Annotated in this window: 17 protein-coding genes, 1 tRNA gene and 1 pseudogene; 10 read left to right on the top strand and 9 right to left on the bottom strand. The window is 67.4% G+C overall.

All coding sequences use genetic code 11. From position 1 onward, the window contains the following. Positions 1-197 precede the first annotated feature (197 nt). Genes E1B22_RS02160 through E1B22_RS02150 form a run of 3 tightly spaced genes read right to left on the bottom strand, consistent with a single transcriptional unit; the run spans position 198 to position 2596 of the window. A complete protein-coding gene (locus tag E1B22_RS02160) occupies positions 198-557 on the bottom strand; it encodes a response regulator (protein WP_135224377.1) in 360 nt (119 codons plus the stop codon). A 17-nt stretch (positions 558-574) separates the two neighbouring features. Beyond that, the gene (locus E1B22_RS02155) at positions 575-1057 is read right to left on the bottom strand and encodes a chemotaxis protein CheX (RefSeq protein ID WP_135224376.1); all 483 of its coding nucleotides are present in this window, start codon (positions 1055-1057) and stop codon (positions 575-577) included. 6 nt (positions 1058-1063) lie between these two features. After that, positions 1064-2596 (bottom strand): HD domain-containing phosphohydrolase, encoded by a 1533-nt coding sequence (locus E1B22_RS02150; protein ID WP_135224375.1) that lies wholly within the window; start codon positions 2594-2596, stop codon positions 1064-1066. A 582-nt stretch (positions 2597-3178) separates the two neighbouring features. On the opposite strand from E1B22_RS02150, the gene E1B22_RS02145 reads away from it, so the two are divergent. The 3 genes from E1B22_RS02145 to E1B22_RS02135 all read left to right on the top strand — a co-directional run bounded on the left by E1B22_RS02145 (position 3179) and on the right by E1B22_RS02135 (position 6428). Then, entirely contained in the window at positions 3179-4729 is a 1551-nt protein-coding gene (locus E1B22_RS02145) for an FAD-binding oxidoreductase (RefSeq protein WP_243123624.1), read from the top strand. A gap of 186 nt (positions 4730-4915) precedes the next feature. Further along, positions 4916-4988, top strand: a tRNA-Val gene (locus tag E1B22_RS02140). Positions 4989-5666: 678 nt separating this feature from the next. Beyond that, positions 5667-6428 (top strand): hypothetical protein, encoded by a 762-nt coding sequence (locus tag E1B22_RS02135; RefSeq protein ID WP_135224373.1) that lies wholly within the window; start codon positions 5667-5669, stop codon positions 6426-6428. A 727-nt stretch (positions 6429-7155) separates the two neighbouring features. On the opposite strand, the gene E1B22_RS02130 is transcribed toward E1B22_RS02135, so the two are convergent. Next, positions 7156-8442 carry an IS256 family transposase gene (locus E1B22_RS02130; protein ID WP_135224104.1) on the bottom strand — a complete coding sequence of 429 codons (1287 nt, stop codon included), beginning with the start codon at positions 8440-8442 and terminating at the stop codon, positions 7156-7158. A gap of 551 nt (positions 8443-8993) precedes the next feature. Between E1B22_RS02130 and E1B22_RS14045 the strand changes: the two genes are divergently transcribed. After that, positions 8994-9350 (top strand): RDD family protein, encoded by a 357-nt coding sequence (locus E1B22_RS14045; protein ID WP_135224372.1) that lies wholly within the window; start codon positions 8994-8996, stop codon positions 9348-9350. A gap of 1121 nt (positions 9351-10471) precedes the next feature. On the opposite strand, the gene E1B22_RS02120 is transcribed toward E1B22_RS14045, so the two are convergent. Further along, a complete protein-coding gene (locus tag E1B22_RS02120) occupies positions 10472-11209 on the bottom strand; it encodes a TIGR02391 family protein (RefSeq protein WP_135224371.1) in 738 nt (245 codons plus the stop codon). Between the two features lie 230 nt (positions 11210-11439). Between E1B22_RS02120 and E1B22_RS02115 the strand changes: the two genes are divergently transcribed. Both E1B22_RS02115 and E1B22_RS12845 read left to right on the top strand, forming a co-directional pair. Next, on the top strand, positions 11440-12843 hold the full coding sequence (locus tag E1B22_RS02115; RefSeq protein WP_135224107.1) for an IS1182 family transposase: 1404 nt from the start codon (positions 11440-11442) through the stop codon (positions 12841-12843). 235 nt (positions 12844-13078) lie between these two features. After that, entirely contained in the window at positions 13079-13216 is a 138-nt protein-coding gene (locus E1B22_RS12845) for a hypothetical protein (RefSeq protein WP_207669915.1), read from the top strand. Between the two features lie 9 nt (positions 13217-13225). On the opposite strand, the gene E1B22_RS02110 is transcribed toward E1B22_RS12845, so the two are convergent. After that, positions 13226-13618, bottom strand: a complete 393-nt coding sequence (locus tag E1B22_RS02110; RefSeq protein WP_135224370.1) for a hypothetical protein — start codon at positions 13616-13618, stop codon at positions 13226-13228. Between the two features lie 991 nt (positions 13619-14609). On the opposite strand from E1B22_RS02110, the gene E1B22_RS02105 reads away from it, so the two are divergent. Further along, a complete protein-coding gene (locus E1B22_RS02105; RefSeq protein ID WP_135224369.1) occupies positions 14610-16013 on the top strand; it encodes a transposase in 1404 nt (467 codons plus the stop codon). A gap of 55 nt (positions 16014-16068) precedes the next feature. On the opposite strand, the pseudogene E1B22_RS02100 reads toward E1B22_RS02105, so the two are convergent. Then, positions 16069-17175: pseudogene (locus tag E1B22_RS02100) on the bottom strand (IS256 family transposase); the annotation flags it as partial. A gap of 213 nt (positions 17176-17388) precedes the next feature. Continuing rightward, on the bottom strand, positions 17389-18543 hold the full coding sequence (locus tag E1B22_RS02095; protein ID WP_135224364.1) for a DDE-type integrase/transposase/recombinase: 1155 nt from the start codon (positions 18541-18543) through the stop codon (positions 17389-17391). A gap of 161 nt (positions 18544-18704) precedes the next feature. Here E1B22_RS02095 and E1B22_RS02090 point away from each other — a divergent pair, with 161 nt between their 5' ends. From E1B22_RS02090 to E1B22_RS02080, 3 genes are all read left to right on the top strand, one after another. Further along, positions 18705-19073: a metalloregulator ArsR/SmtB family transcription factor gene (locus E1B22_RS02090; RefSeq protein ID WP_135224368.1), complete on the top strand. Its 369-nt coding sequence runs from the start codon at positions 18705-18707 to the stop codon at positions 19071-19073. Positions 19074-19106: 33 nt separating this feature from the next. Further along, positions 19107-21413 carry a heavy metal translocating P-type ATPase gene (locus E1B22_RS02085; RefSeq protein ID WP_135224367.1) on the top strand — a complete coding sequence of 769 codons (2307 nt, stop codon included), beginning with the start codon at positions 19107-19109 and terminating at the stop codon, positions 21411-21413. Between the two features lie 126 nt (positions 21414-21539). After that, a complete protein-coding gene (locus E1B22_RS02080; RefSeq protein ID WP_135224366.1) occupies positions 21540-21752 on the top strand; it encodes a hypothetical protein in 213 nt (70 codons plus the stop codon). 181 nt (positions 21753-21933) lie between these two features. On the opposite strand, the gene E1B22_RS02075 is transcribed toward E1B22_RS02080, so the two are convergent. Further along, the gene (locus E1B22_RS02075; RefSeq protein ID WP_135224365.1) at positions 21934-23064 is read right to left on the bottom strand and encodes an IS110 family transposase; all 1131 of its coding nucleotides are present in this window, start codon (positions 23062-23064) and stop codon (positions 21934-21936) included. Positions 23065-23246: the final 182 nt, after the last annotated feature.

Here is a 23246-nt window from a genome sequence, read left to right as displayed (position 1 = left end):
GACCGACCGGTGCCTGCCGACGGTCCGCGCGGGGGTCCGCGCGCGGGGCCGCGTTCGTCCCGCCCGGGCCGGGGCTCGTCGGCCGGGCAGGGTCCGGCCAACGGGCCGCGTTCCCCCGCGAGGGGTTGGGTCGCGACCCGCGCCGGGCCGCGCTCATCCCCCGCGACGGGCCGTGCTCGCCATCCGCGAGGGACCGCTCACCCGCTCAGCGCCCGCTCCACTGCGCCCAGCACCCGATCGGGCTGGAACGGCTTGACGATGAAGTCGCGGGCGCCGCTCTCGATGGCCTTGAGGACGATGGCCTGCTGCCCCAGGGAGCTGCACACCACGATCCGCGCCCCGGGATCGAAGGCGCGGATGGCGGCGATGGCCTCCAGGCCGTCCATGACGGGCATCGTGATGTCCATCAGCACGAGGTCGGGCCGCTCCTGGCGGTACCGCTCGACGGCCTCGGCCCCGTTGGTCGCCTCGAGCACGGTGTGGCCCGCCTCCGTCAGCAGGTTGGCGAGGCGCATGCGCATGAAGGCTGCGTCGTCGGCGATCAGGATCCTTGCCACGGCTCTGCCTCCTCCCCTCAGGCGCGGGCCGGCTGACCCGCCGGACGCAGGGCCACGGCCAGCTGGACCTCGCCCAGGGGCGTCTCCAGGGGCACGATCAACCGCTGGATGCGCCCGTTGGAGATGATGGCGCCGCGCCCGATGATCACCGTGGGCGGCGAGATGGTGCACTGCCAGCCCTGCTGTTCGAACAGCACGGAGGCACGGCCGGAGACCACGTTGCCGAACTCCGCGAAGGCGCTCTCCGCCATCTCGTCGAAGACGGGCGGCAAGGTGCCCGTGACCGCCTCCACCATCCGGCGGGCCGTCGCCTTGGTGGTGCCGAACATGGCCGTCCCCTCGATCTCGCCCGTCAGGCCGATGATGGCGGTGACCTCCTGGGTGGTGTAGTAGCTGGTCTCGATGCGCAGCTCGCCCCGCTCCACCCGGTCGACGCCGAAGTCCGTCTTGAGCACCTCGACCGCCGCCGCCAGGAACGGGCGGATGTACTCGGCTCGCACGCCGTCTCACCTCCCCGCGCCGGCGGGGCGCGGGGACCCCGCCGGCCATGCCGGTGGTGCCGCGGACGCCGGCCAGGCCACGGCCCAGGCCGTGATCTGGCGGGTGCGCTCCTCCAGCAGGTCGATCACCCCGGCGGCTGCCGGACCGCCGGCCCCCGGGCCCTCGGCCGCGGGGCCGGCGGCCGCCGGCGCGCCGGGCGGGGCCTGGCCGCGAGGCCCAGGAGCGTCCGGCCCCTCGCCGCTCCTCCCCGCCGGGGCGCGATCCCGGCCGGCCTCGCCGCAGCCGGCCCCATGCCCCAGACGAACCGGCAGCAGCCGCACCTTCGGTCGCAGCCGCCGCGCACCGGCAGAGTCGACGACGATACCCCACGGGCCGCCGTCGACCTGGACCAGGGACCCCGGCGGGTAGGGGTGCAGCACGCCGGCCAGCTCGCGGATCACGTCATCCCCCCAGAGCCGGGGCCCCTCGGCCAGCAGCCACTCGTACGCCTCGTGGGGCAGCCAGCCGGGCCGGTGGATGCAGCCCTCGAGGGCCAGGGTGTAGGCGGTGGCCGCGGCCATCCGGCGGGCGGCCGGGTGGATCGCATCCCCCTGGAGGCCGTCCGGGTAGCCACGGCCGTCCCGTTGCTCGTGGTGCTGGGCCACCAGGGCGCGGACGAGCCCGCCCAGCTCCACCCCTGCGAGCCACCGCAGGGTCCGGTGGACGTGGGCGAGGGCGGGCTGGTGTGCGGCCCGGGGCGGGTCCAGCGCGGCCGAGGGGTGGCACGGGGGCGCCGCGTGCGCGGACCCCGCCCCATCGGCGTCCGAAGCCGCCGCCCCGCTGCGGTCCGGAGGGGCCTCGGCCCGCCGCCCCGGCTCCGCCGGGTCGGCCTGCGCCGTGCCCTCGGGTGCAGGGCGGCACGGCGGATCGGGGGCCTGGTCCCCTTGTGCGCGCCGGTCGTCCCCGGCCCCGCCGCCCTGAGGGGCAGGCGGGGCCGGAGGGGCCGGCTGCGGGAGCGGCGGGGCCGGCTGCAGCAGACCGGCATCCTGCAGCCACGCGGCCAGCACGAAGTCCCGCGCATGCAGGTGGTAGGGCCCCGCCAGGGCGAGGAGCCCTGCCAGCACCCCGCGGTTCATCGCCCCGGCGACCCAGGCGGCCCGGCCGTCGTCCGCTGCCGGGACCGTGGGATAGGGGAGGGGGGCCGTCGGCCCGGCGGCCACCGCCTCCAGCTCCTCGACCACCTGGCCGGCCAACGAAACCAGCTCCGCGCGCAGGGCGTCGGGCAGGGCCGGGGCGCCCGCCACCACCGCCTCGGCCACGCGGTGGAGGGCGCGTTCCACCCGCAGGGCGGTCGGGGGCGCCAAGGGCTCGACGGCGTGCACCTGGCCCACCGCCGGTTCTTCCACCCAGACGAACCGGATGCCGAAGGAGGTCAGGCGGTGGAGCAGCGAATGGGTCAACGGATGGCCGGCCCGCAGGACCGGTTGCCCATTGGAGGCGTACAGGGTGCGGGCCAGCACGGCGCCGGGGGACACCGCCTCCACGGCGACACGCAGCATGCCGGTTCCTCCCCGGGGCGCCGGCGCGCCGCGGGCGGCGTACCGACCCCTTTCCGGACCGGCCGGGGCCCGCACCGGTCCGCCGCTGCAGGCACCGGTCCGCCGTCGCACACGGCGGTCCGCCGTCGCTGCGGAACGGTGCCTCCGGTCGACCTCCTCGTCGATGGTCGACCTCCTGCGGGGGCGGTGGACGTGGAATGCGGTGAACCGCCACCGCCCCGCGGGATCCACGCGGCGCCGCGCCCGGAAGATCATGGAACCCTCATAGGGCTTGTGGCCTCCTTATCGATTGGGACCCTGGGCCGATTTAGGCGGCCACGCACCGCGCCTGGCCGCGCGAAGGAGCTTCGTCGATGCGCCCCGGGGCTTGCGCGCCCGGCATCCGGCGGGTGCGGCGCGGCGACTGCGGATGGGCCGCCCAAGGGGATGCGGCCCGAGCGGGATGGGGTCGGGGGCTTGCGCGCCCCGCATCCGGCTGGTGCGGCACGCCGGTCGACGATGGTGCCGAAGACGGGGATGCGGCCCGAGGCTTTCGCAGCTCAGCGTTCCGGGGTGCTGGGACCGGCAAGGGAGATGGCCGCCGTGACAGGGGCAGGGAGAAGGGCGGGTAGCGATCCTGCGGCGCGCCTGGTCGCGCGGCTGCGGCAGGCCATCGGCGATGCGAGCCGGGTCCGCACGGGTCCGTCGGAACGGCAGCGGCACGGCCGCGATCTGACGGTGCACCCGCCGCGCGACCCGGATGTGGTGGTCTACCCGGAGTCCACCGCCGAGGTGCGCGCGGTGCTCCAGGTGGCGGCGGCCGAGCGGGTGCCGGTGGTCCCCTTCGGCGCCGGCAGCAGCCTGGAGGGCCACGTGATCCCCGTCCGGGGCGGCATCAGCCTCGATCTCACCCGCATGGACGCGGTGCTCGCGGTGGACCCCGTGGGGCGGACGGTGCGGGTCCAGCCGGGCCTGACCCGCTCGCGGCTCAACGCGGTGCTGGCGCGGGAGGGCCTGTTCTTCCCGGTCGACCCCGGCGCCGATGCGACCTTGGGGGGCATGGCCGCCACCAACGCCAGCGGCACCAACGCCCTGCGGTACGGGGCCATGAAGCACCAGGTGCTGGGGCTCGAGGTCGTGCTGCCCGGCGGCGCGGTGCTGCGCACGGGCACGCTGGCCCGGAGGGGATGCCCGGCGACACGGTCGCCGGGTGCGGCCACCGCCGGGGAGGCGGACGAGGCCGCCCCAACCGGGGCCGGCGCGGCGGGCGGGCACGCCGCCCGCCGCGGCGCACCGGGCCGCAGCCCACGCCGAGGCGCCTCCGTGGGGGCCTTGCCCCGGTGGGACGCCACGGCGCTCTTCATCGGTTCCGAGGGGACCCTGGGCGTCATCACCGAGCTGGAGCTGCGGGTCTACCCCGTGCCCGAGGCCGTGGTGGCGGCGCGGGTCGGCTTTCCCGACCTCGCGGCGGCGGCGCGTGCGGCCGTCGCCATCGCGCGCCGTTGCCCGTCGGCCACGCGCATCGAGCTCCTCGACGAGCGCACGCTGGTCGCCGTCAACGCCTATCGCGGGACCGCCTACCCCGCGCGGCCGACGCTCTTCCTGGAGTGGTCGGGGATGCCCGCCGCCGTGGCGGCCGACGTGGAGCGCGGCCGTGCCGCGTGCCTGGATTGCGGGGGGATGGACTTCACGGTGGAGCGCGATCCCGCCGGGCGGGCGCGGCTCTGGGATGCGCGCCACCACGCCGGTCTGGCCGTCACCGCCGTCGCGCCGGGCCGGAAGAAGCTCAGCACCGACGTGTGCGTGCCCCTGTCCCAGCTGCCCGCCGCCATCCGTCACGCCCGGGCCACCGTGGACGCCCTGGGCTTCGCGGCGGGGATCGTCGCCCACGCCGGCGACGGCAACTTCCACGTGCTCTTCGCCGTCGACCCGGACGACCCGGACGAGCTCCGTCGCGCGCGCCAGGCCAGCGCGGCCATCGTGCGCGACGCCCTGGCGCGGGGCGGCACCTGCACGGGCGAGCACGGGGTGGGCCTGGGCAAGCGGCAGTATCTGCCGGACGAACACGGCCCCGAGGCCGTGGCCGTGATGGCTGCCCTCAAGGCGCGTCTCGACCCGCTGGGGATCATGAACCCGGGCAAGGTGTTACCGTAGCCTGCCGGCGCAACGGGTTGCCGGAGCCCGGCGGGGCGAGGTGGGGCCGGAGCCCGCCGCGCGTTGCGATTGCGATTGCGTCGGGCCCGGCCTGCGTCGGACCCGGCCGGGCCGGTGCGGCCGTTTGACGGCCCGCACGGTGACGGCTATAATGGCCGATGCAGCCGGCCCGACGCGGCGGCCTGCGGGCGCGTAGCTCAGCGGTTAGAGCGCTTGACTCACATTCAAGAGGTCGGAGGTTCGAGTCCTCCCGCGCCCACAGCCAAAAAGCCCAGGCGCGACAAGCGTTTTCGGGCATCGGGACAGACGAGCAAGGGCGCCGCGGTGAGGTAGCTGACAGGAATCTGACAGGAGCCGCGGCGAAAACAGTACCGAGGGACGGTCACATGGCCGTCCCTTTTGTCTACCCAGCGTCAGTAGAACAAAGCCTAATGGCCAAATGAAAGAGTTCCTGAGCAACCCCTGGCCACATCTAAGGCGGGAGCTACCGGTTGCGGGAAGAGCACCGATCGGAGTCACCGAGGAGGATGATTGCACCCAAATTCCAATCGGTGGTGGGGTAATTACTTTAACTGCCCGATGGTGGGTGAAAATTCAACCGGCCCTGAAATTAGAAAGGATTTCCCGGCGAAACCGCGAACCTGCGTGAGGTAGCACGGCGCCCTTGCGCCCCCGCGACCTGAATAGAGAGCGCAGCTCGCCCCGTATAGTTGCGTTCCGTTCCAGTTATTGCCATCCCTGCCCTAGGCGGTGCTGTGCGCTTCAGATCCTGCCAGTGGGAGGCTGTGAAGCTATGCAGGTTTGGCGCTGCCATCTGAACACGGCGCACGAGCCGGCCGTGGACCCTCACCAGGTTGCGGTTAAGCGCGGAGTGGTAGGGGTGGGGTGGCGCGTCGACGCGAATTCGTCCCCTACTACATGGGAGGAGTACGTGCGGTTGGCCGAGCCCCTTCACGGTGACGACAAGAGCTGGCTCTCAACCCTCAACGCGTTGCGGAACAACATGAAGGTTGATGACCTGTGCTACATGCGGGATCGGGGAGGGACCTACTGGTTAGGGCGCATCACCAGTGAGTGGCGTTATGATGGTGACCCCGAGCTGTTTTCTGCGGACCTGGTCAACGTCAGAAGCTGCGAGTGGTACTGCGTGGGATCTGCCGATGCCGTTCCTGGCAAGGTGGCGGCAAGCTTTCGCGCACGAAGGACGCTCCAGCGCATCAGCGACGTGGAGCTGTATTCGAAGATCCTGTATAACCGCTTGTCGCAATCCAGCTACTATTGCGTCGACGCCACGGACGTTGGGAGTAGGGAGTTCTGGGCGCTGCTTTCGGATGAGGACTGTGAGGACCTGGTCGCCATTTACCTGCAGGTAGAGCGTGACTTCGTCATCGTCCCGAGCACCTGCAAGCGCGACACCGCTGGCTATGAGTACGTCCTTGTTCACCGGCACACGGGACAGCGGGCGGTGGTCCAGGTGAAAAGCGGTGACACCCCTGCCACGGCGATGAGCGTTCAGGACCCTGGCACCAAGGTGTTTCTGTTCGCCGCCTCGGGAAGCTATGGCGGGGATTGCTCGGGATGCGTGTGCCTGGACCCGAACGAGGTGCGCGATTTTGCCCTGGAGAAGACCCAGATTCTTCCGCGGCGCATCCAGGCGTGGATAGAGGAGTGGCGCCGGTTGTCTAGAAGTTCCGCCTGATGTCCCAGGCGTAAGCTTGAGCATTGGAGCGGTTGGCTGGCGTCGGGGGGTCGCGGGAGCCAGCGTGGTCTTGCGCCCCTCGGGTATATCGCCATCAGCTAGGTGCGGCGCCGCGCAATCTGGGCGCGACGCCGATCGCCTGCTGGTTGCGTTGCGCCGCGGGCGCACCTATCGTCCCGCCCGCTACGTGGCAGGGGTGTTTGAGTGGCAGGTCGAATGTGCTGCACGCAGCCAGCCGGTCCGACTGCCTTCGCCGTAGCGGCAAGATGCGCCGGAACAACCCGTCTTCCGCGCTTTAGGACCTGCTTCCAGGATTGCACCGGGACTCATCGCGAGCCCCCTCCGTGCTATTCCGTGCTTGTGTGACCCTGCCGGTGAAGGGCTTCAGTTGTCGGCACCCACGGAGGTTAGGGAGTGAAGCCGCCTTCTGTGGAGGGGGTTTTCGCCGCGCCAGGGACAAACCGATGTGAGTTCTGCAAGACGGGAACACGATGAATGTCAACCCAATGTCAACCCAGGGACAGTCCTCGGGCACGCCCTTTGTCAACATAGCACGGTAGCAGGGCATGTCCTTGCGAGTGGCCCCACCGAATAGGCTCGCTTCCGCCCAGATTACCTCTGTGCCTTGTCAAATTCTTGTCGCCTGTCCTTTACTCAACGCTCACTGCGATGTGCCGTGCAAGGTTGTCGGGGTCAAGTCCCGAACTGTCTGTAAAAGCGGTCTGGGTCATGCCACGGTGGCAGCGGGTGAAACCTCTTTCTGCGCCGCTCTTTGCCGTTGCCGCTCCTCGATGTAGCGCTCCAGCTGCTTTCGTTCGTGCTCGCTGAACTGCACCCGCCGCCAGCGCTCACTCGCCCGCCACAGCACGGCGAAGACTAGCTTCAGGCACTCCCGCTCGCTCCGAAACCGCGGGATCACCTTGGCGCGCCGCCGCTCCTCCTCGAAGCTGCGCTCCACCAGGTTGGTGGTCCGGACATGCTTGCGGTGGGCGGCGGGTAGCCGCAGGTGCGCCAGGCTCGCTTCCAGGTCCTCCTGCAGGCTCCGCATGGCCGAGGGATACTCCCGCCCGAACCGCTCCACCACCTCGGCCACCAGCCGCCGGCCCTGCTCGATATCCGGTGCGTCCCGGATCGCCTCCAGGTAGGGCTTGAGCACGGGCCGCGCCTCCTCCGGCACCTTGTCCAGCACGTTCCGCATCTTGTGCACCCAGCAGCGGATGCGCTCCGCCTCCGGCCACATGGCTTCCACCGCCTGGATCAGCCCCGGCGCCCCGTCCGTCGTCACCGTCAGCGGCGTCTTCAGCCCCCGGCGCACCAGATCCCGGAAGTGCTCCAGCCAGTCCTCGTAGCGCTCCTTGTTGCCCAGGCTCAGGTGCACCAGCACCTTGCTGCCGTCGCTCAAGATGGCCCAGGTGACCAGGATGCCCTCACGGCAGCCCGCCTGCCGGCGCAGCGACTCGTAGATGGCGTCGGCGAACAGGTACACCACGTCGAGGCCTGACAGGTCCCGCTGGGCAAAGGCCTCGAACTCCTCGTGGAGCGCCTCGGTGATCCGGCTCACGGTGGACCGGCTCAAAAGCGGCGCTTCGCTGCCCGCCAGCTCCGCCAGCGCATCCTCGATGTCCCGGGTAGAGAGGCCCCGGGCGTACATCTCCACCACCAGGCGCTCCAGCACGTCCGTCCGCCGCTTGAGGGCCCTCCACAGCGTGGGCTGGCACAGTCCCTCCATGCCCCGCACCTGGGGGACGTCGATCTCGAGCCGCCCCTCGGCGCAACGCAGCGTCCGCGGCTTGTAGCCGTTGCGGGCGCCTTCCTGGCCAGGCTCGCGCCGCTCGTAGCGTCCGCGCCCCAAAAGCTCCGTGACCTCTGCCTCCAGCAGCTCCTGGATGAGCTTGCGGGCGCCCAGGCGGACGAGGGCATGGGTCAGGTCCTCGACCTCCGTACCCTCCCGGGCCTGCGCGGCCAGCTGCCGGGCCAGCTCCGCCAACTGCTGGCTGGGTGGTATCCTGGACATAGGTCTGGGTCCTCCTCGGTGTGCCCCAGCTGGGGCGAGTTTTCCGACGCCACCGATGGTAGCCCAGACCGCTTCGCGTTTACAGACAGTTTAGGACGTCACCGGTTGTCGGGGGCGTGCTTTTAGGACTTGAAGGCTTGCTGCCCCGATTGCCTACAACGCAGCCACGGCCCTGAGCGAGGAAGGATTCGATCTTTTGCTTGATCTTCGACGGGTCAGACACCCAGCCCCTGCAACGTAGCCACGGTGCTCACCGTGGATGCAACAGGGTGATATGCAGGCGGGCGTCATCGACGAGTTTCGCCTGCAACGTAGCCACGGTAGTGCCCGTGGATGTAATCGGGGTACGTGGCCTGGGCCGGGTGCCACATCGTCTACCTGCAACGTAGCCACGGTACTCACCGTGGATGCAACCACAGGTGGGTGTGGCGGCTCACAGACAGGGGGTCCTGCAACATAGCCACGGTATTCACCGTAGATGCAACGCGGTCGTACTTGCGAGCGATCCGGTCGACGGCCTCCCTGCAACGTAGCCACGGTGTTCACCGTGGATGCAACGTCGCCTCCCTATTGGGGCCTGCGGGACTATGGCGTCCTGCAACGTAGCCACGGTATTCACCGTGGTTATATTTCGACTTGCAGATCAGTTCTCCGCACCAAGCCACTCTTGGTTGGGGACCGTGGACATCATGGTGACCGACGTTAACGGCCGGTGGGTATCGTTTGCGCGGGCAACGGGACGTTTCATGGCTGAGTTTGTCTTCATGGCGCTGACCTTTGGACTCGGTTACCGCCTGTCTGCCTTCACGAGGCGCAGGCAAGCGCTTCATGACCTGATCGCAGAAACCTTGGTTATCAGGCGTCCGGCACAACGGGGCGCTGGACCGGGTGGCCGGCGTACACTGTAGGCGCAGCCTTGCGGACCGGAGGACCATACCCGCCCTGACGGCGTCCGAACAACGAGAGTGGCACCCACACCGGGTGCCGCACTCGCGAAGCTCGCTTACTAAATCGTTGTCGAATGGTAGGGCTACCGAGCTCTCAACCCTGAGGCGGCTGGCGACCGTCTCCACTTTCATCGTGCTAGGCGGGTATGTGGTACATGATGGTGCAAGAGGGTGTGGTCATGCGTGCGTTCGTAAAGACGGTCCTCGCATTGCCGTACTGGTAGGTGTCGCGGAGACCGGGGTCAACGTCGCTGCGGAGCACGCGCTCCCACGACCGAGTGTACACCCCATTGTGGCCACGTTCCGCGAACTGATCCGACTCGAGCCCCTCGTCGCGGTAGCCAATCAGCTGCTCGCATGCCCCACCCCTGCCGAGGAAAGGGCGGCGCAACCGATGTGGCGGAGCGCCGGGTTCCGACGAGGAAGATAGCCACAAAGACAGCGGTGAAATCGTCGCCCAAGCAGGGTTCTCCAGAGGTCAAGGTGGTACAGCTTCCCGCGGTGGTTAACCCCCCGAAGGTGCATCGCACCGGGACAACCTGCGGGGCACCAGGGCTTTCCTGGCTCGAGACTGATCCACGGGTAATAACCATGGCTACATTAGAAAGTGTATTAGGGCACACCTTCCCCGCTCCATGTAACAAAGGTCGCCTGGCCCTTCGGGCCAGCGGCTGCAAACAGTCTGGCCCCTATCTTTAGGGGCGTTCTCCTCGGCCCTGCTGGGCCAGCAACGCGATGAGCACAGTGCCTTCCACGGGGGGTAGACGGAGAGAATCGGCGCGCAAGGAAGAGCCTCTCAACGGTCAAATCAAAGCGGTCCATCAAATGCAAGTCATATGACACGCAAGATTGCACGAATCGCATCATGTATCGCCGCGGTAGTGTCCCAGGTGGAGGTGCAAAGCAACGGGCTGTAAGGCCCCGGCCGGGTGGCCCTTGACCAGGAAGGTCACCGGCGGCTCCCCCTCGGTTGGACGAGAAACAGCCCGAAGGGAGGGCCGCTCATCGGTGACCGCTGCCTTCAGGATGGCACTTCTTGGGCTTGTGCGCAAGGGGCCGGGGGAACAATCGGGATAGCTTTATCAAGCCTCCCTCTCATTTGCGTAGTAGGTTGCTTTGTCTAACTGTCTAAAAAGGAACGATATAAAGCTAAGTATGTCCAAACAATCTTGTTTGGTTATGGGCCACATAACCGCTGGCTCATGGGCAGTAGGATTTCTAATTGCCTGCATTAACCCAGCGGACAAGAACTTAATACCGTCTTGCACGTTTCTGTCTGTTTCTGTTTCGCACTTAGTAACCTTCAAGACGCCACTTGAGCTATTGAATACATCCATCATGAGTTGGAATCCATCCTTTTCAGACCGAGATTTATCCTTGACCGCGCGGTTATAAGCTTTGGCAGCCTCAAAGACTGCATGGAAGTAATTCCCTTGAAGAAATAGTCTTCTTGAGTGTTTATGAACTTCTTCGTGGAACCCCCTATTCAAGAAGTCGTTCAGTTCATCTTTATAAACTATGTTGTATGGTAGTCCGTTCTTTTCTAGGATCTTTACGACTTGGTCAGCGTACTTATCGCCTGCGAGCTCTTTACAAAACCTAACAAGTAACATATGCCTCTCGTCGTTATTCATTTTCTTTGCTGCCAATGTCATGATCCAATCATAAATACGTTGCGCCCGCACGGAGGTTATTGAGTCATTCGGGAATCTGGATGCATCAAAGTTGAAAATTGCTCTTGCAATTCTGTCTATTTCGTTGACAGAAGTGTCCCATTTTAGCAGATCTCCAATCTGGATTGCGATAAGCTGGTAATTCACTGTCACCATACCCCCTGGAATCCGTATTTTCCAGGATGCTTGGCCGGCGACCGTATTGGTTTGTCTCAATGACCGGCGCTTACTCGCTTTACCCCGCCTCGGGGCCCGAAACCCCTTGAGAGAACTGCTTCAGAGCCTGTTTCACGAACCCAGGTATTTCCGCAGGATTGCACCCACGTGGGTTTAAGTGAGGCCATGGATTGGAATTCTCCGTCGCCCGAGGTGTCCCTATGGCCTACAACTTCCGCCCGGTGAACCGTGACCAACTGTACCTGCTTCCACCGAGCCTTCGCGACTGGCTGCCTGAGGACCATCTGGCCTGGTTCCTGATCGATGCGGTGGAGCAGATGGACCTGCGGGCCTTTTACGAGAAGTACCGCGCCGACGGCTGGGGTGGAGAGAGTTACGACCCGACCATGATGGTGACGCTGCTGCTGTACGCCTACTGCGTCGGCGAGCGGTCGAGCCGGCGGATCGAGCGGTTGTGCCTCGAGGACGTGGCCTTCCGGGTGATCACCGCCAACCAGAAGCCGGATCACGTGACCATCGCCCGCTTCCGCCAGCGCCATGCGCGGGAACTGGCCGAGCTGTTCACGCAGGTGCTGCGGCTGTGCCGCGAGGCGGGGCTCGGGAAGGTGGGCGTGGTCGCCCTTGACGGGACGAAGATGAAGGCCAACGCCTCGCTGGCGGCCAACCGAACCTACGATGCGATTCGCCAGGAAGTGGAGAAGATGCTCCGGGAAGCGGAGGCCACGGACCGAGAAGAAGATGAGCGGTACGGCCCCGGGCGTCGTGGGGACGAGTTGCCGGAGGAGCTGCGCCACCGTGCGAGCCGGCTGGAGCGGCTAAAGGCATGCAAGCGGCGGCTGGAGGAAGAGGCGGCCCGGGAAGCCGCCCGGCAGCAGGCCCGCATCGACGAACGGAAGGCCCAGGAGCAGGCGACCGGCAAGAAGCGGCGGGGGCGGAAGCCGAAGGCGCCGGATCCCTCGGTGGATCCGGCAGCCAAGGCCAACATCACGGATCCGGACAGCCGGATCCTGAAGACCCGGCAGGGCTTTGTGCAAGGGTACAACGCCCAGGCGGTGGTGAGCGAAGACCAACTCATCGTGGCCGCGGCGGTGACGCAGGACGCCAACGACGTGGGCCAACTGCACCCGATGCTCCAGCAGGCGCAAGCCAACCTCCGGGCCGCGGGCGTGGACGAGCCCATCCGGGCCGTGGTGGCCGATGCGGGGTACTGGAGCGAGGCGAACGTGAAGCAGGCGCCGGCCGAAGGGCCGGAGCTGTTCCTGGCGACGAGCAAGGAGTGGAAGCATCGTCAGGCGGTGAAGGATGCACCCCCTCCGCGGGGCCGGATCCCCAAGGGGCTGAGCCTGCGGGAGCGGATGGAACGCAAGCTGCGGACCCGGCGAGGGCAGGCGATCTACGCCAAGCGCAGCCAGACCGTGGAGCCGGTGTTTGGGCAGATCAAGGCCGTGCGAGGCGCCGACCGGTTCCTGCGTCGCGGTCTGGCGGCGTGTGACAGCGAGTGGAAGCTGCTCTGCTTGACCCACAACTTGCTGAAGCTCTGGCGAAGGGTGACGGAGAGATCCGCGTCCTTACCCTTTCGTTGCACTGCTGCGGCGCCGGCGTAGAAGGGCAGCGACCGGGGCCCCCTCACCGACGCGATGCTGACCGCCAACCCATGCGATGTTGCTGTATAGGCTCAGTACCTTCCAGCCCGTCCCGATCAAGTCAGTGTCCGTGAAACAGGCTCTTCAGCGGCGAAGATTTCGGAGGCCAGCTGTCGGTGCAGATCGTGTAGGTACTGGCCGGCGAGCCGTCCTTGTTGGAGGCACAGCAGCGGGGGTCGTCTAACCAGGCGACGGGATGATGGAGGCTGACCCTCCGGTTGCGGTGGCACCCCCCGACGCCTCAGCGACCCACGCGCCGGTTGTCGACGCCTCCGCCGCGAGGAGGTTCATGGACGATCCAGAGGACTTGCTCGAGGAGACCGCGGTCTACTGATGGTGCGATTTAGGGGATCCGCTGGCGAAGGTAGGCCAGCACCCTCTCCCGGGGGACACGGATGAGGCCCTCGCTGTTGTGCTCCGCGGCATCTACCTCGCCAGCGTCCTCCGGCCAGCCCCGCCGTCGGCAGACCGCCACCACTTGGGCCGCCTGATCTTCCGGCACCCCGTGCTCAAGCAGCAGGCGCCGAATGCGACGCAGGCGGCCGGCACGGCGCTTGCGGATGCGGCGCATGCGGCGTTTCTCCGCTCGGCCCTTAATGCGGTGTCGGATATGGTCCTGCCCGTGCTCCAGATCCACGACCAGCATGTAAACCGGCTCAGCAGGTCCCTTGTCCGGGATCTGGACGACCGAGAGGCCGATGTAGCGTTGGGATCCATCCCTAACCGATAGCGTCACCCAAGGCTCCCCCTCCCCGGCGGCCATGAGCGGCCCGGTCGACTGCGAAAAGGAAGACCTCATCGCTCTTGAAATGGCTGGTGTTGGTTCCTCGCGTCTCAATTTTACAGTGCGTTCTGGCCTTCTCCAAATTTAGGCGCCTTGGCGAAGCACACTGAATGAGCGTCGAGAAGAAATGGAAGGGAGGGTAGGATAGCGGCTGTCCGAAACGGTCGAGGGCACTTAGAGACTATCGAGGGTGCGGAGGAGTTCGTCGAAGTCGGCCATCGCGAACGCCTTCGTGTTCTAGCACTCGTCGAGCCCGAGACGGTCTATTCGATTCCGCATACGGCGATCCGCCATCGCCACCGCAGCATACGGAGGTACCGCTCCGAGATCCTCGATGTCCATGATATCGCCTTGCTTTTACCTCCGGCATTTATGGGGCTCCTGAGACCGCCGGCTCTGGACCCGACACGATATATGCCATCGAGATCGGAGCGGTTGCCACGCGCGGTTTACACCGCCACAAAGGAACTCACGTGGCTCTGGAGAATTACGGAAACACGTTCTTAGGCCAGGGATGAGGGGGCCAGGTAGTAGCTTGCCAATCCTGCAAGCAGACTGGCGGCTGGATTTGGTCGGCCCCTCGTCCCGGCTTCGATCAGGACAGGAGGTTAAGGCGATGGTTGAGGGATGATTTTTCAATCTATACGGGTGCCTGTTCTAAAGACATCATTGTGACGAAGTGCAAGAACATTATCATATGACGACAGCCATATCTCAATTAATGCCTTACCAGGCGCCATAGTGAGGAAAAAGGCCACTCTCGGAACTGAAAGGGGAGGTATAAACTATGCCGAGGACATCACCCATCCAACGTCGACTGTTGGAGGAATTCAAGAATTATATTTGAGCCTGTTTCACGAACCCAGGTATTTCCACAGGATTGCACCCACGTGGGTTTAAGTGAGGCCATTGGTTCGCATTCGCCATCGCCCGAGGTGTCCCTATGGCCTACAACTTTCGCCCGGTGAACCGTGACCAACTGTACCTGCTCCCACCGAGCCTTCGCGACTGGCTGCCTGAGGACCACCTGGCCTGGTTTCTGATCGACGCCGTCGAGCAGATGAACCTGCGGGCTTTCTACGAGAAGTACCGCGTCGACGGTTGGGGCGGAGAGAGTTACGACCCGACCATGATGGTGACGCTGCTGCTGTACGCCTACTGCGTCGGCGAACGGTCGAGCCGGCGGATCGAGCGGTTGTGCCTCGAGGACGTGGCCTTCCGGGTGATCACCGCCAACCAGAAGCCGGATCCCGTGACCATCGCCCGCTTCCGCCGGCGCCATGAGCGGGAGCTGGCCGCGCTGTTCACCCAGGTGCTGCGGCTGTGCCGCGAGGCGGGGCTCGGGAAGGTGGGCGTGGTCGCCCTTGACGGGACGAAGATGAAGGCCAACGCCTCGCTGGCGGCCAACCGAACGTATGATGTGATTCGCCAGGAAGTGGAGAAGATGCTCCGGGAGGCGGAGGCCACGGACCGGGAAGAAGAGGAGCGGTACGGCCCCGGGCGCCGTGGGGATGAGTTGCCGGAGGAACTGCGCTCCCGCCAGAGCCGGCTGGAGCGGCTGAAGGCATGCAAGCGGCGGCTGGAGGACGAGGCGGCCCGGGAAGCGGCTCGGCTGCAGGCACGCATCGAGGAGCGGAAGGCGCAGGAGCAGGCGACCGGCAAGAGGCGGCGGGGGCGGAAGCCGAAGGCGCCGGATGCCTCGGTGGATCCGGCGGCCAAGGCCAACGTGACGGATCCGGACAGCCGGATCCTCAAGACCCGGCAGGGCTTTGTGCAAGGGTACAACGCCCAGGCGGTGGTGACCGAAGACCAGCTCATCGTGGCCGCGGCGGTGACGCAGGACGCCAACGACGTGGGCCAACTCCACCCGATGCTCCAGCAGGCGCAAGCCAACCTGCGGGCAGCAGGAGTGGACAAACCCATCCGGGCCGTGGTGGCCGACGCGGGGGCCTGGAGCGAGGCGAACGTCAGACAGGCGCCGGTCGAGGGGCCGGAACTTTTCCTGGCGACGAGTAAAGAGTGGAAGCAGCGCCAAGCCTGGAAGGATGCACCCCCTCCGCGGGGCCGGATCCCCAAGGGGCTGAGCCTGCGGGAGCGGATGGAACGCAAGCTGCGGACCCGGCGAGGACAGGCGATCTACGCCAAGCGCAGCCAGACCGTGGAGCCGGTGTTCGGGCAGATCAAGACCGTGCGAGGCGCCGACCGGTTCCTCCGTCGGGGTCTGGCGGCGTGTGACAGCGAGTGGAAGCTGCTCTGCCTGACCCATAACTTGCTGAAGCTCTGGCGGAAGGTAACGAAGGGGTCCGCATCCTCACCCTTTGGTTGGATGGCGGCCGCGTTGGCGTAGAAGGGTAACGACCGGGCCGGGTCAAGTCCCGAACTGTCTGTAAAAGCGGTCTGGGTCATGCCACGGTGGCAGCGGGTGAAACCTCTTTCTGCGCCGCTCTTTGCCGTTGCCGCTCCTCGATGTAGCGCTCCAGCTGCTTTCGTTCGTGCTCGCTGAACTGCACCCGCCGCCAGCGCTCACTCGCCCGCCACAGCACGGCGAAGACCAGCTTCAGGCACTCCCGCTCGCTCCGAAACCGCGGGATCACCTTGGCGCGCCGCCGCTCCTCCTCGAAGCTGCGCTCCACCAGGTTGGTGGTCCGGACATGCTTGCGGTGGGCGGCGGGTAGCCGCAGGTGCGCCAGGCTCGCTTCCAGGTCCTCCTGCAGGCTCCGCATGGCCGAGGGATACTCCCGCCCGAACCGCTCCACCACCTCGGCCACCAGCCGCCGGCCCTGCTCGATATCCGGTGCGTCCCGGATCGCCTCCAGGTAGGGCTTGAGCACGGGCCGCGCCTCCTCCGGCACCTTGTCCAGCACGTTCCGCATCTTGTGCACCCAGCAGCGGATGCGCTCCGCCTCCGGCCACATGGCTTCCACCGCCTGGATCAGCCCCGGCGCCCCGTCCGTCGTCACCGTCAGCGGCGTCTTCAGCCCCCGGCGCACCAGATCCCGGAAGTGCTCCAGCCAGTCCTCGTAGCGCTCCTTGTTGCCCAGGCTCAGGTGCACCAGCACCTTGCTGCCGTCGCTCAAGATGGCCCAGGTGACCAGGATGCCCTCACGGCAGCCCGCCTGCCGGCGCAGCGACTCGTCGATGGCGTCGGCGAACAGGTACACCACGTCGAGGCCCGACAGGTCCCGCTGGGCAAAGGCCTCGAACTCCTCGTGGAGCGCCTCGGTGATCCGGCTCACGGTGGACCGGGTCAAAAGCGGCGCCTCGCTGCCCGCCAGCTCCGCCAGCGCATCCTCGATGTCCCGAGTCGAAAGTCCCCGGGCGTACATCTCCACCACCAGGCGCTCCAGCACGTCCGTCCGCCGCTTGAGGGCCCTCCACAGCGTGGGCTGGCACAGTCCCACCATGCCCCGCACCTGGGGGACGTCGATCTCGAGGCGCCCCTCGGCGCAACGCAGCGTCCGCGGCTTGTAGCCGTTGCGGGCGCCTTCCTGGCCAGGCTCGCGCCGCTCGTAGCGTCCGCGCCCCTAAAGCTCCGTGACCTCTGCCTCCAGCAGCTCCTGGATGAGCTTGCGGGCGCCCAGGCGGACGAGGGCATGGGTCAGGTCCTCGACCTCCGTACCCTCCCGGGCCTGCGCGGCCAGCTGCGGGCCAGCCGTGTCAAGTCAGCTAAAAATGTTACCCAACGGGTCCTGATCACTCACGTAAGGATGTTACCGAACACCTCAATCGGCGGACATGGCCGTTTCCGGGGGTTGCTGGAGGCCAGCGATCAGGTCGTCCAGCTCCCGATGGAGCTTTAGGGGGTTGAGAGACTGGCGAAGGGCCAGCCAGCGCGCCCGTTCCTCGGGCGAGAGCACGTCGCGCTCGAGGATGCGATCCAGCGGGGGCCGGGCGGCGTCGTAGGATTTGCGCACCCGGGCGCCGTCCCGGACCTTGTTCTTGAGTTTCCGGGTTGGGAGGAACAGGTTGGCGTAGAGGTCCAAGCGGGCGTAGAGCCGGTTGAGCTGTTCGACCTGCTCGGGGCGGTCGTAGCGGGCATAGCCGACGATCTCCCGGACCAGCTGGCGGTTGCGCTGCTCGACGTGGGCGTTGTCGTTCTTGCGATAGGGGCGGCTGCGGGTGAACGTCAGGTGGTGTACCTTGGCGTACCGCTGCAGGTGATGGTTGACGAACTCGGCACCGTTGTCGGTGTGCAGGCCCCAGACGGGATAGGGCCATTGGGCGATCAGGTCCTGGATGGCTTCGTGGACGGCGCGCTGGCTTCGGCCGAGCAAGGCGCGGCGGCGGCTCCAGCCCGTCACGATGTCGACCATGCTGAGGGTGTACGCGTACTGGCCGGCGGTCGAGCCGCCGTTATGTTCGACCAGATCGACCTCCAAGGCCCCGGGCCGGGCTTCGTCCCAGTCGTAGGTGGCCATGGGGATCTGGCTTTGCAGAAGCCCCGGTCGCGGACGAGGAAGCCGACGGCGCGGCTTGGGCGAGGGCATCGCAGCGAGGCGGCGGGCCAGGGTGGCGCGGCTGATCTTCTGGAGGGCCTCGCGCACGGCGTCTGTGAGGACGACTTCCCCGTGGGCGGCCAGGTGCTCGGCCATGGGCAAGAGCACCGGGTGAAGCCGTTCGGCGCAAGGGTAGTCCAGTGCTTCCCAGATCCGTGCGATGACCGGCAAGGCCTCGAGGTAGCGCAGGGCCCGCTTGCGACGGCGCTTGGCCGGGGCCGGCGGCGTGGCCTGTCGGAGGACCCGGATCGCGTACTTGCGGTGATACCCACAGACTTGCTGGACTTCGTTCAGGATCTCGGTTCGTTCCCGGCGGGTTCGGGCCGCCCAATACCGTTCTCGCATGGTGGCGAGATACTCCCGGCGGCTGGCGAGCGACATTGGCACAGCACGTCCCTTCGGTAAGATTTCTCCGTCAGTGATCCGGGACCCCTTCGGTTACATTTTGGCTGAGTGATTGCGCGCCATTGACGCCAAGGACCGCAGGTGGCTACGATATGATTAAACGATTGTGAAAGTGTTAAATGAGGGGGAACCACCCGGTGACCACAGCGCGGGAAGGAGCCCGCAATGACGTGTGCTCGAGCTTCGACCCCAACGGCGAGCGCGTCACTGCCCTGCGCGAGCGACTCGTGGAAGTGGCGGGTCTGTCCGAGTTGTTCCGGGCCCTGGCCGACGAGACGCGGACCAAGATCCTCTACCTGCTGGCGGACGAGGAACTCTGCGTCTGTGACCTGGCGGCCATCCTCGACCTCAGCCTGCCCGCCGTCTCCCATCACCTGCGCTTGCTGAAGACCATGCGCCTGGTGAAGTACCGGCGGGAGGGCAAGAACGTCTACTATTCCCTGGCCGACGAGCACGTCTTGCGGCTTATCCAGGTGGCCCAGGAGCATTACGAAGAAGAACGCTGACCCGCGCTACTGAGCGTGCTGGAGGGATTGCGGGTGAGCACGGACACACGGCGAGAACGCATGCAAAGCTATGTCCTGGAGGGCATGGACTGCGCCAGCTGCGCGCAGCGGATCGAGGATGCCCTGCGCCGCGAGCCGGGCCTGGAAGAAGCCACCGTGAGCTTCGCCACGGGGTCCGTCCTCCTGCCCCCGGAGCGGGTCGAGCGCGCCCGGGAGATCATCGCCCGCGTCGAACCGGGGGTCCGGCTCGTCCCGCCGCGTCAGGATACCGGGGCTGCCGCCCGGAACGGGACTCTTCAGGAGAGCGTTCTTCCCCACGGGCCGCACCCGGCGCCGGGCGCGGCGGCCCATCCCGCGGGGGAAGCCGTGGCAAGGGCCACCGGGGAGGCGGTGGCGCCTGGTTCTTCCGCCAAGGAAAGGACGGGCGCGACGGGCCAGGCGGAGCGGCCGGCTGAAGAGGAGGAACGTCACTCCACCTACCGCCGCCTGGCGGCCATCGGCCTGGCCACCCTGGCATTCCTGGCGGCGACCTTCCTCCACCCCCGGCTGGAGGGCACGTCCCTCGCCCTGGCGGTGGACGCCGCCTTGCTGGCCGTTTACGTGTGGGTCGGCCACGGCGTGATCGGGGCCGCCCTGCGCAACGCGCGGCGCGGGCAGTTCTTCGACGAGAACTTCCTGATGACCCTGGCCACCGCGGGCGCCATCGCCATCCACGAGCTGCCCGAGGCGGTGGCGGTCATGCTGTTCTACACCGTCGGCGAGTTCTTCCAGGACCTGGCCGTGCAGCGCTCCCGGCGCTCCATCCGGGCCCTGATGGACCTCCGGCCCGACTACGCCCACGTGCGGCGGAACGGCGAGATCTTGCGCGTCCCGCCCGAGGCGGTGGCCGTGGGCGAGGAAATCGTGGTCCGGCCCGGCGAGCGCATCCCCCTGGACGGGGAAGTGGTGGAGGGCTCGTCCTTCGCGGACACCTCCGCCCTCACGGGAGAATCGGTACCCCGGCGGGTGGAACCCGGCGACGAAGTGATGGCGGGCATGGTCAACACCCGGGGCCTGCTCACCGTGCGGGTCAGCCGGCCCTTCGGCGAGTCGTCGGTGGCCAAGATCCTTCGGCTGGTGGAGACGGCGGCCGCCCGCAAGGCGCCCACGGAGCGGTTCATCACCACCTTCTCGCGCTATTACACGCCGGCGGTCGTGGCGGCGGCCCTGGCCGTCGCGGTGATCCCCCCGCTGGTGGTGCCCGGGGCGGCGTTCGGCGACTGGCTCCGGCGGGCGCTGGTCCTGCTGGTGATCTCGTGTCCGTGCGCGCTGGTGATCTCGATCCCGCTGGGTTACTTCGGCGGCCTGGGCGGCGCCTCGCGGCGGGGCGTGCTGGTCAAGGGCTCCAACTACCTGGACGCCCTGACGCGCCTGGACACCGTGGTCTGGGACAAGACGGGCACGCTGACGCGGGGCGTCTTCAAGGTGGTGGAGGTCACGCCCTTCAACGGGTTCTCCCGCGACCGGGTCCTGGAGCTGGCCGCCCACGCCGAGGCCTTTTCCAGCCACCCCATCGCCGCCTCCATCGCCGAGGCCTACGGCCGGGCCGTAGAGCGGTCGCGCGTGGCGGGCTACGAAGAGGTCGCGGGCCACGGCGTGCGTGCCCGCGTGGACGGGCAACTGGTCGTTGCCGGCAACGACCGGCTCTTGCACCGTGAGGACATCCCCCACGAGACCTGCGAGGCCGAGGGCACGGTGGTCTACGTGGCGGTGGACGGCGTGCTGGCGGGACGCATCGTCATCGCCGACGAAATCAAGCCCGAGGCGGCGGCGGCCGTGCGCGCCCTGCGGGAACTGGGTGTCCGGCGCCAGGTCATGCTGACGGGGGACGACCGGTCCGTCGCCGAGAAGGTGGCCGCGGCCCTGGGCCTGGACGAGGTGCGCGCCAACCTGCTGCCCGAGGACAAGGTGGAGGCCGTGGAGCGGCTGGACGCCGAGCGGCGCCGCGAGGGACGAATCGGCGCCCTCGCCTTCGTCGGGGACGGCATCAACGACGCGCCGGTGCTGACCCGGGCGGACATCGGCGTGGCCATGGGCGGCCTCGGCTCCGACGCGGCCATCGAGGCGGCCGACGTGGTCATCATGGACGACAGCCCGGCCAGGCTGGCGACGGCCGTGTCCGTGGCCCGGGCCACGCGGCGCATCGTGAAGCAGAACATCGCCTTCGCCCTCGGGGTCAAGTTGATCTTCGTCCTCCTGGGGGCCGCCGGCGTGGCCTCCATGTGGGAGGCGGTCTTCGCCGACGTCGGCGTCTCCCTGCTGGCCATCCTCAACGCCACCCGCGTTCTCCGCGCGGGGTAGGACCTTCGGCCTTCGTATGCGGCCGCGGTGGACCGGCATTTCTATAGATGAGAATGCGGGGCCTTTGCCGCGGCGCGCGGCCGCCCGCCGGCGGCGCGCAGGGTGGAAGGAGGTAGGTGTGGAGGCGTGCGGCTGGAACACGTCAAGGCGGAACTGGAGCGCTGGGGCGAGGTGATCGTGACCCTTGCGTCCGGCCAGAAGTTCGAGTTGCACCTCGGGGACACCCAGTTTGACCTGCCGAACCGCCTGATCCGGATCACCGCGCCGGCGGCGCAGTTCGTCCTGGACGGCGACCAGATCGAGCACCTCGAGATGCATTTCAGCCATCCCATGTCGTGACCGAGGAGTGGCGGGTCGCTAGCCGCCCCGCCGGGCGCTGCGGCGCCACGGGGAACCGCCATCCTCTCCCGGGCGGCCGGGGACCAGGAGCCCCGGCCGCCTCTTCTTCTTCCCTTTCCCCCCATGATGTTCCCCGCGTGATTGGCCGTGTCACCTGTGATCGAAGTCAAGGCGCCAGCGATCAAGCCACTCTTCGCCGACGGTGGGGTTCCTCGAGGATGTCAGGCCAAAGGGCCTCGGCCACCGCATCCCAATCGACAACAGCCTGTGCCGCCTCCCTCAGGCGCCGCTGCTTTTGTGCCACGAGCTGCGGCTTCGCCGCCCGGTAAGGCTGGCCCGTAAGGAGCATGCGCCAGGCAACGATGAGGAGCTTGCGGGCCAAGGCCACGATGGCCTTGTGGCGCCCGATCTGACGCTGCTTCCGGTGGTAGAACGCACCCAGGGGGCCCTGATCGTGACGGGCGACGGAGTGAGCTGCTTCAACTAACGCGGTGCGGAGCAGTTTGCTGCCATTCCGGCTGATGCGCCCCCGGTGGTCCTGTTCACCGGATTGAAGGACGGACGCGTCCAGGCCGGCATACCGCGTCACCTGCTTGGCCGTTCGAAAGCGGCTCGGATCCCCAAGATACGCCCAGACGGTGGCCGCAGTGATGAGGCCCACCCCGGTGATCGTCAGCAGAAGCTGAACGCCCGGCTGGCCGGCCACCTGCCGCGCAATCTCCGCTTCCACGGCCTGGAGGTCGGCGTCCACAGCCTCCAGCTGCCGGAGCGTGTTGAGGAGAATGACGCGTTCGGCCTGCGGCAACTGGCTCAGGGCTTCTCGGTTCAGCCACTGCCGGGGGTCCACCTTCCGCGGGATGGGGAGCCCGTGTCGCTGGAACACGGACTTGGCCTGGGTCAGGTACCGCCGCCGGTTCCGGACCAACCGGTCCCGATATTGCAAAAGGCACCGGACGTCGCGGACCTCCCGCGGTGGCACCCACACGGCCGGCACCATCCCCAGGGCCAGCATCTTGGCCAGCCGTTCGGCATCCACGCGATCCGTGTGCCGACCTGCTCCCAAGCGCTTCAGCTCCAGGGGGTTGGCCAGCAGGACCTTACCGGCATACGACGAAAGCAAGTCGTGCACGTTGAAGGCGTTTCCGGTGACCTCGAGGGCGATCTCGTCATCAGCACGCAGTTGCTCAACGAAGGTCGCCCACCCGGCTTCCGAATTGGGGAACCGGAAATGCCTTCCCTTTTGCGCGTCCACCTGCCATTCGCAGCCGTGGACGTACCGTTTGTGAAGGTCCAGCCCGAAATACCGTGGCACGGCGTTGCTCCCCCTCTCCCGGGCTCTTGGGGCGCAGACGGCAATCGCAGCGCACTCACCTGTCCGGGCTATCGGCCGAAGCCGCGCCCATGTAGGCGGTTCGCAGGAGGGGGCCGACCAGACAACTCACCGAGCTCGAAGCCCACGACACGGCGCGGCCGTCCCTCCTGCCTGCGCCCCGC

The sequence above is a fragment of the Thermaerobacter sp. FW80 genome, assembly GCF_004634385.1.
Taxonomy (GTDB): Bacteria; Bacillota; Sulfobacillia; order Thermaerobacterales; family Thermaerobacteraceae; genus Thermaerobacter; species Thermaerobacter composti.
Note: the sequence above shows the minus strand (reverse complement) of the source record. Positions and strands in the feature narration are given on the sequence as shown.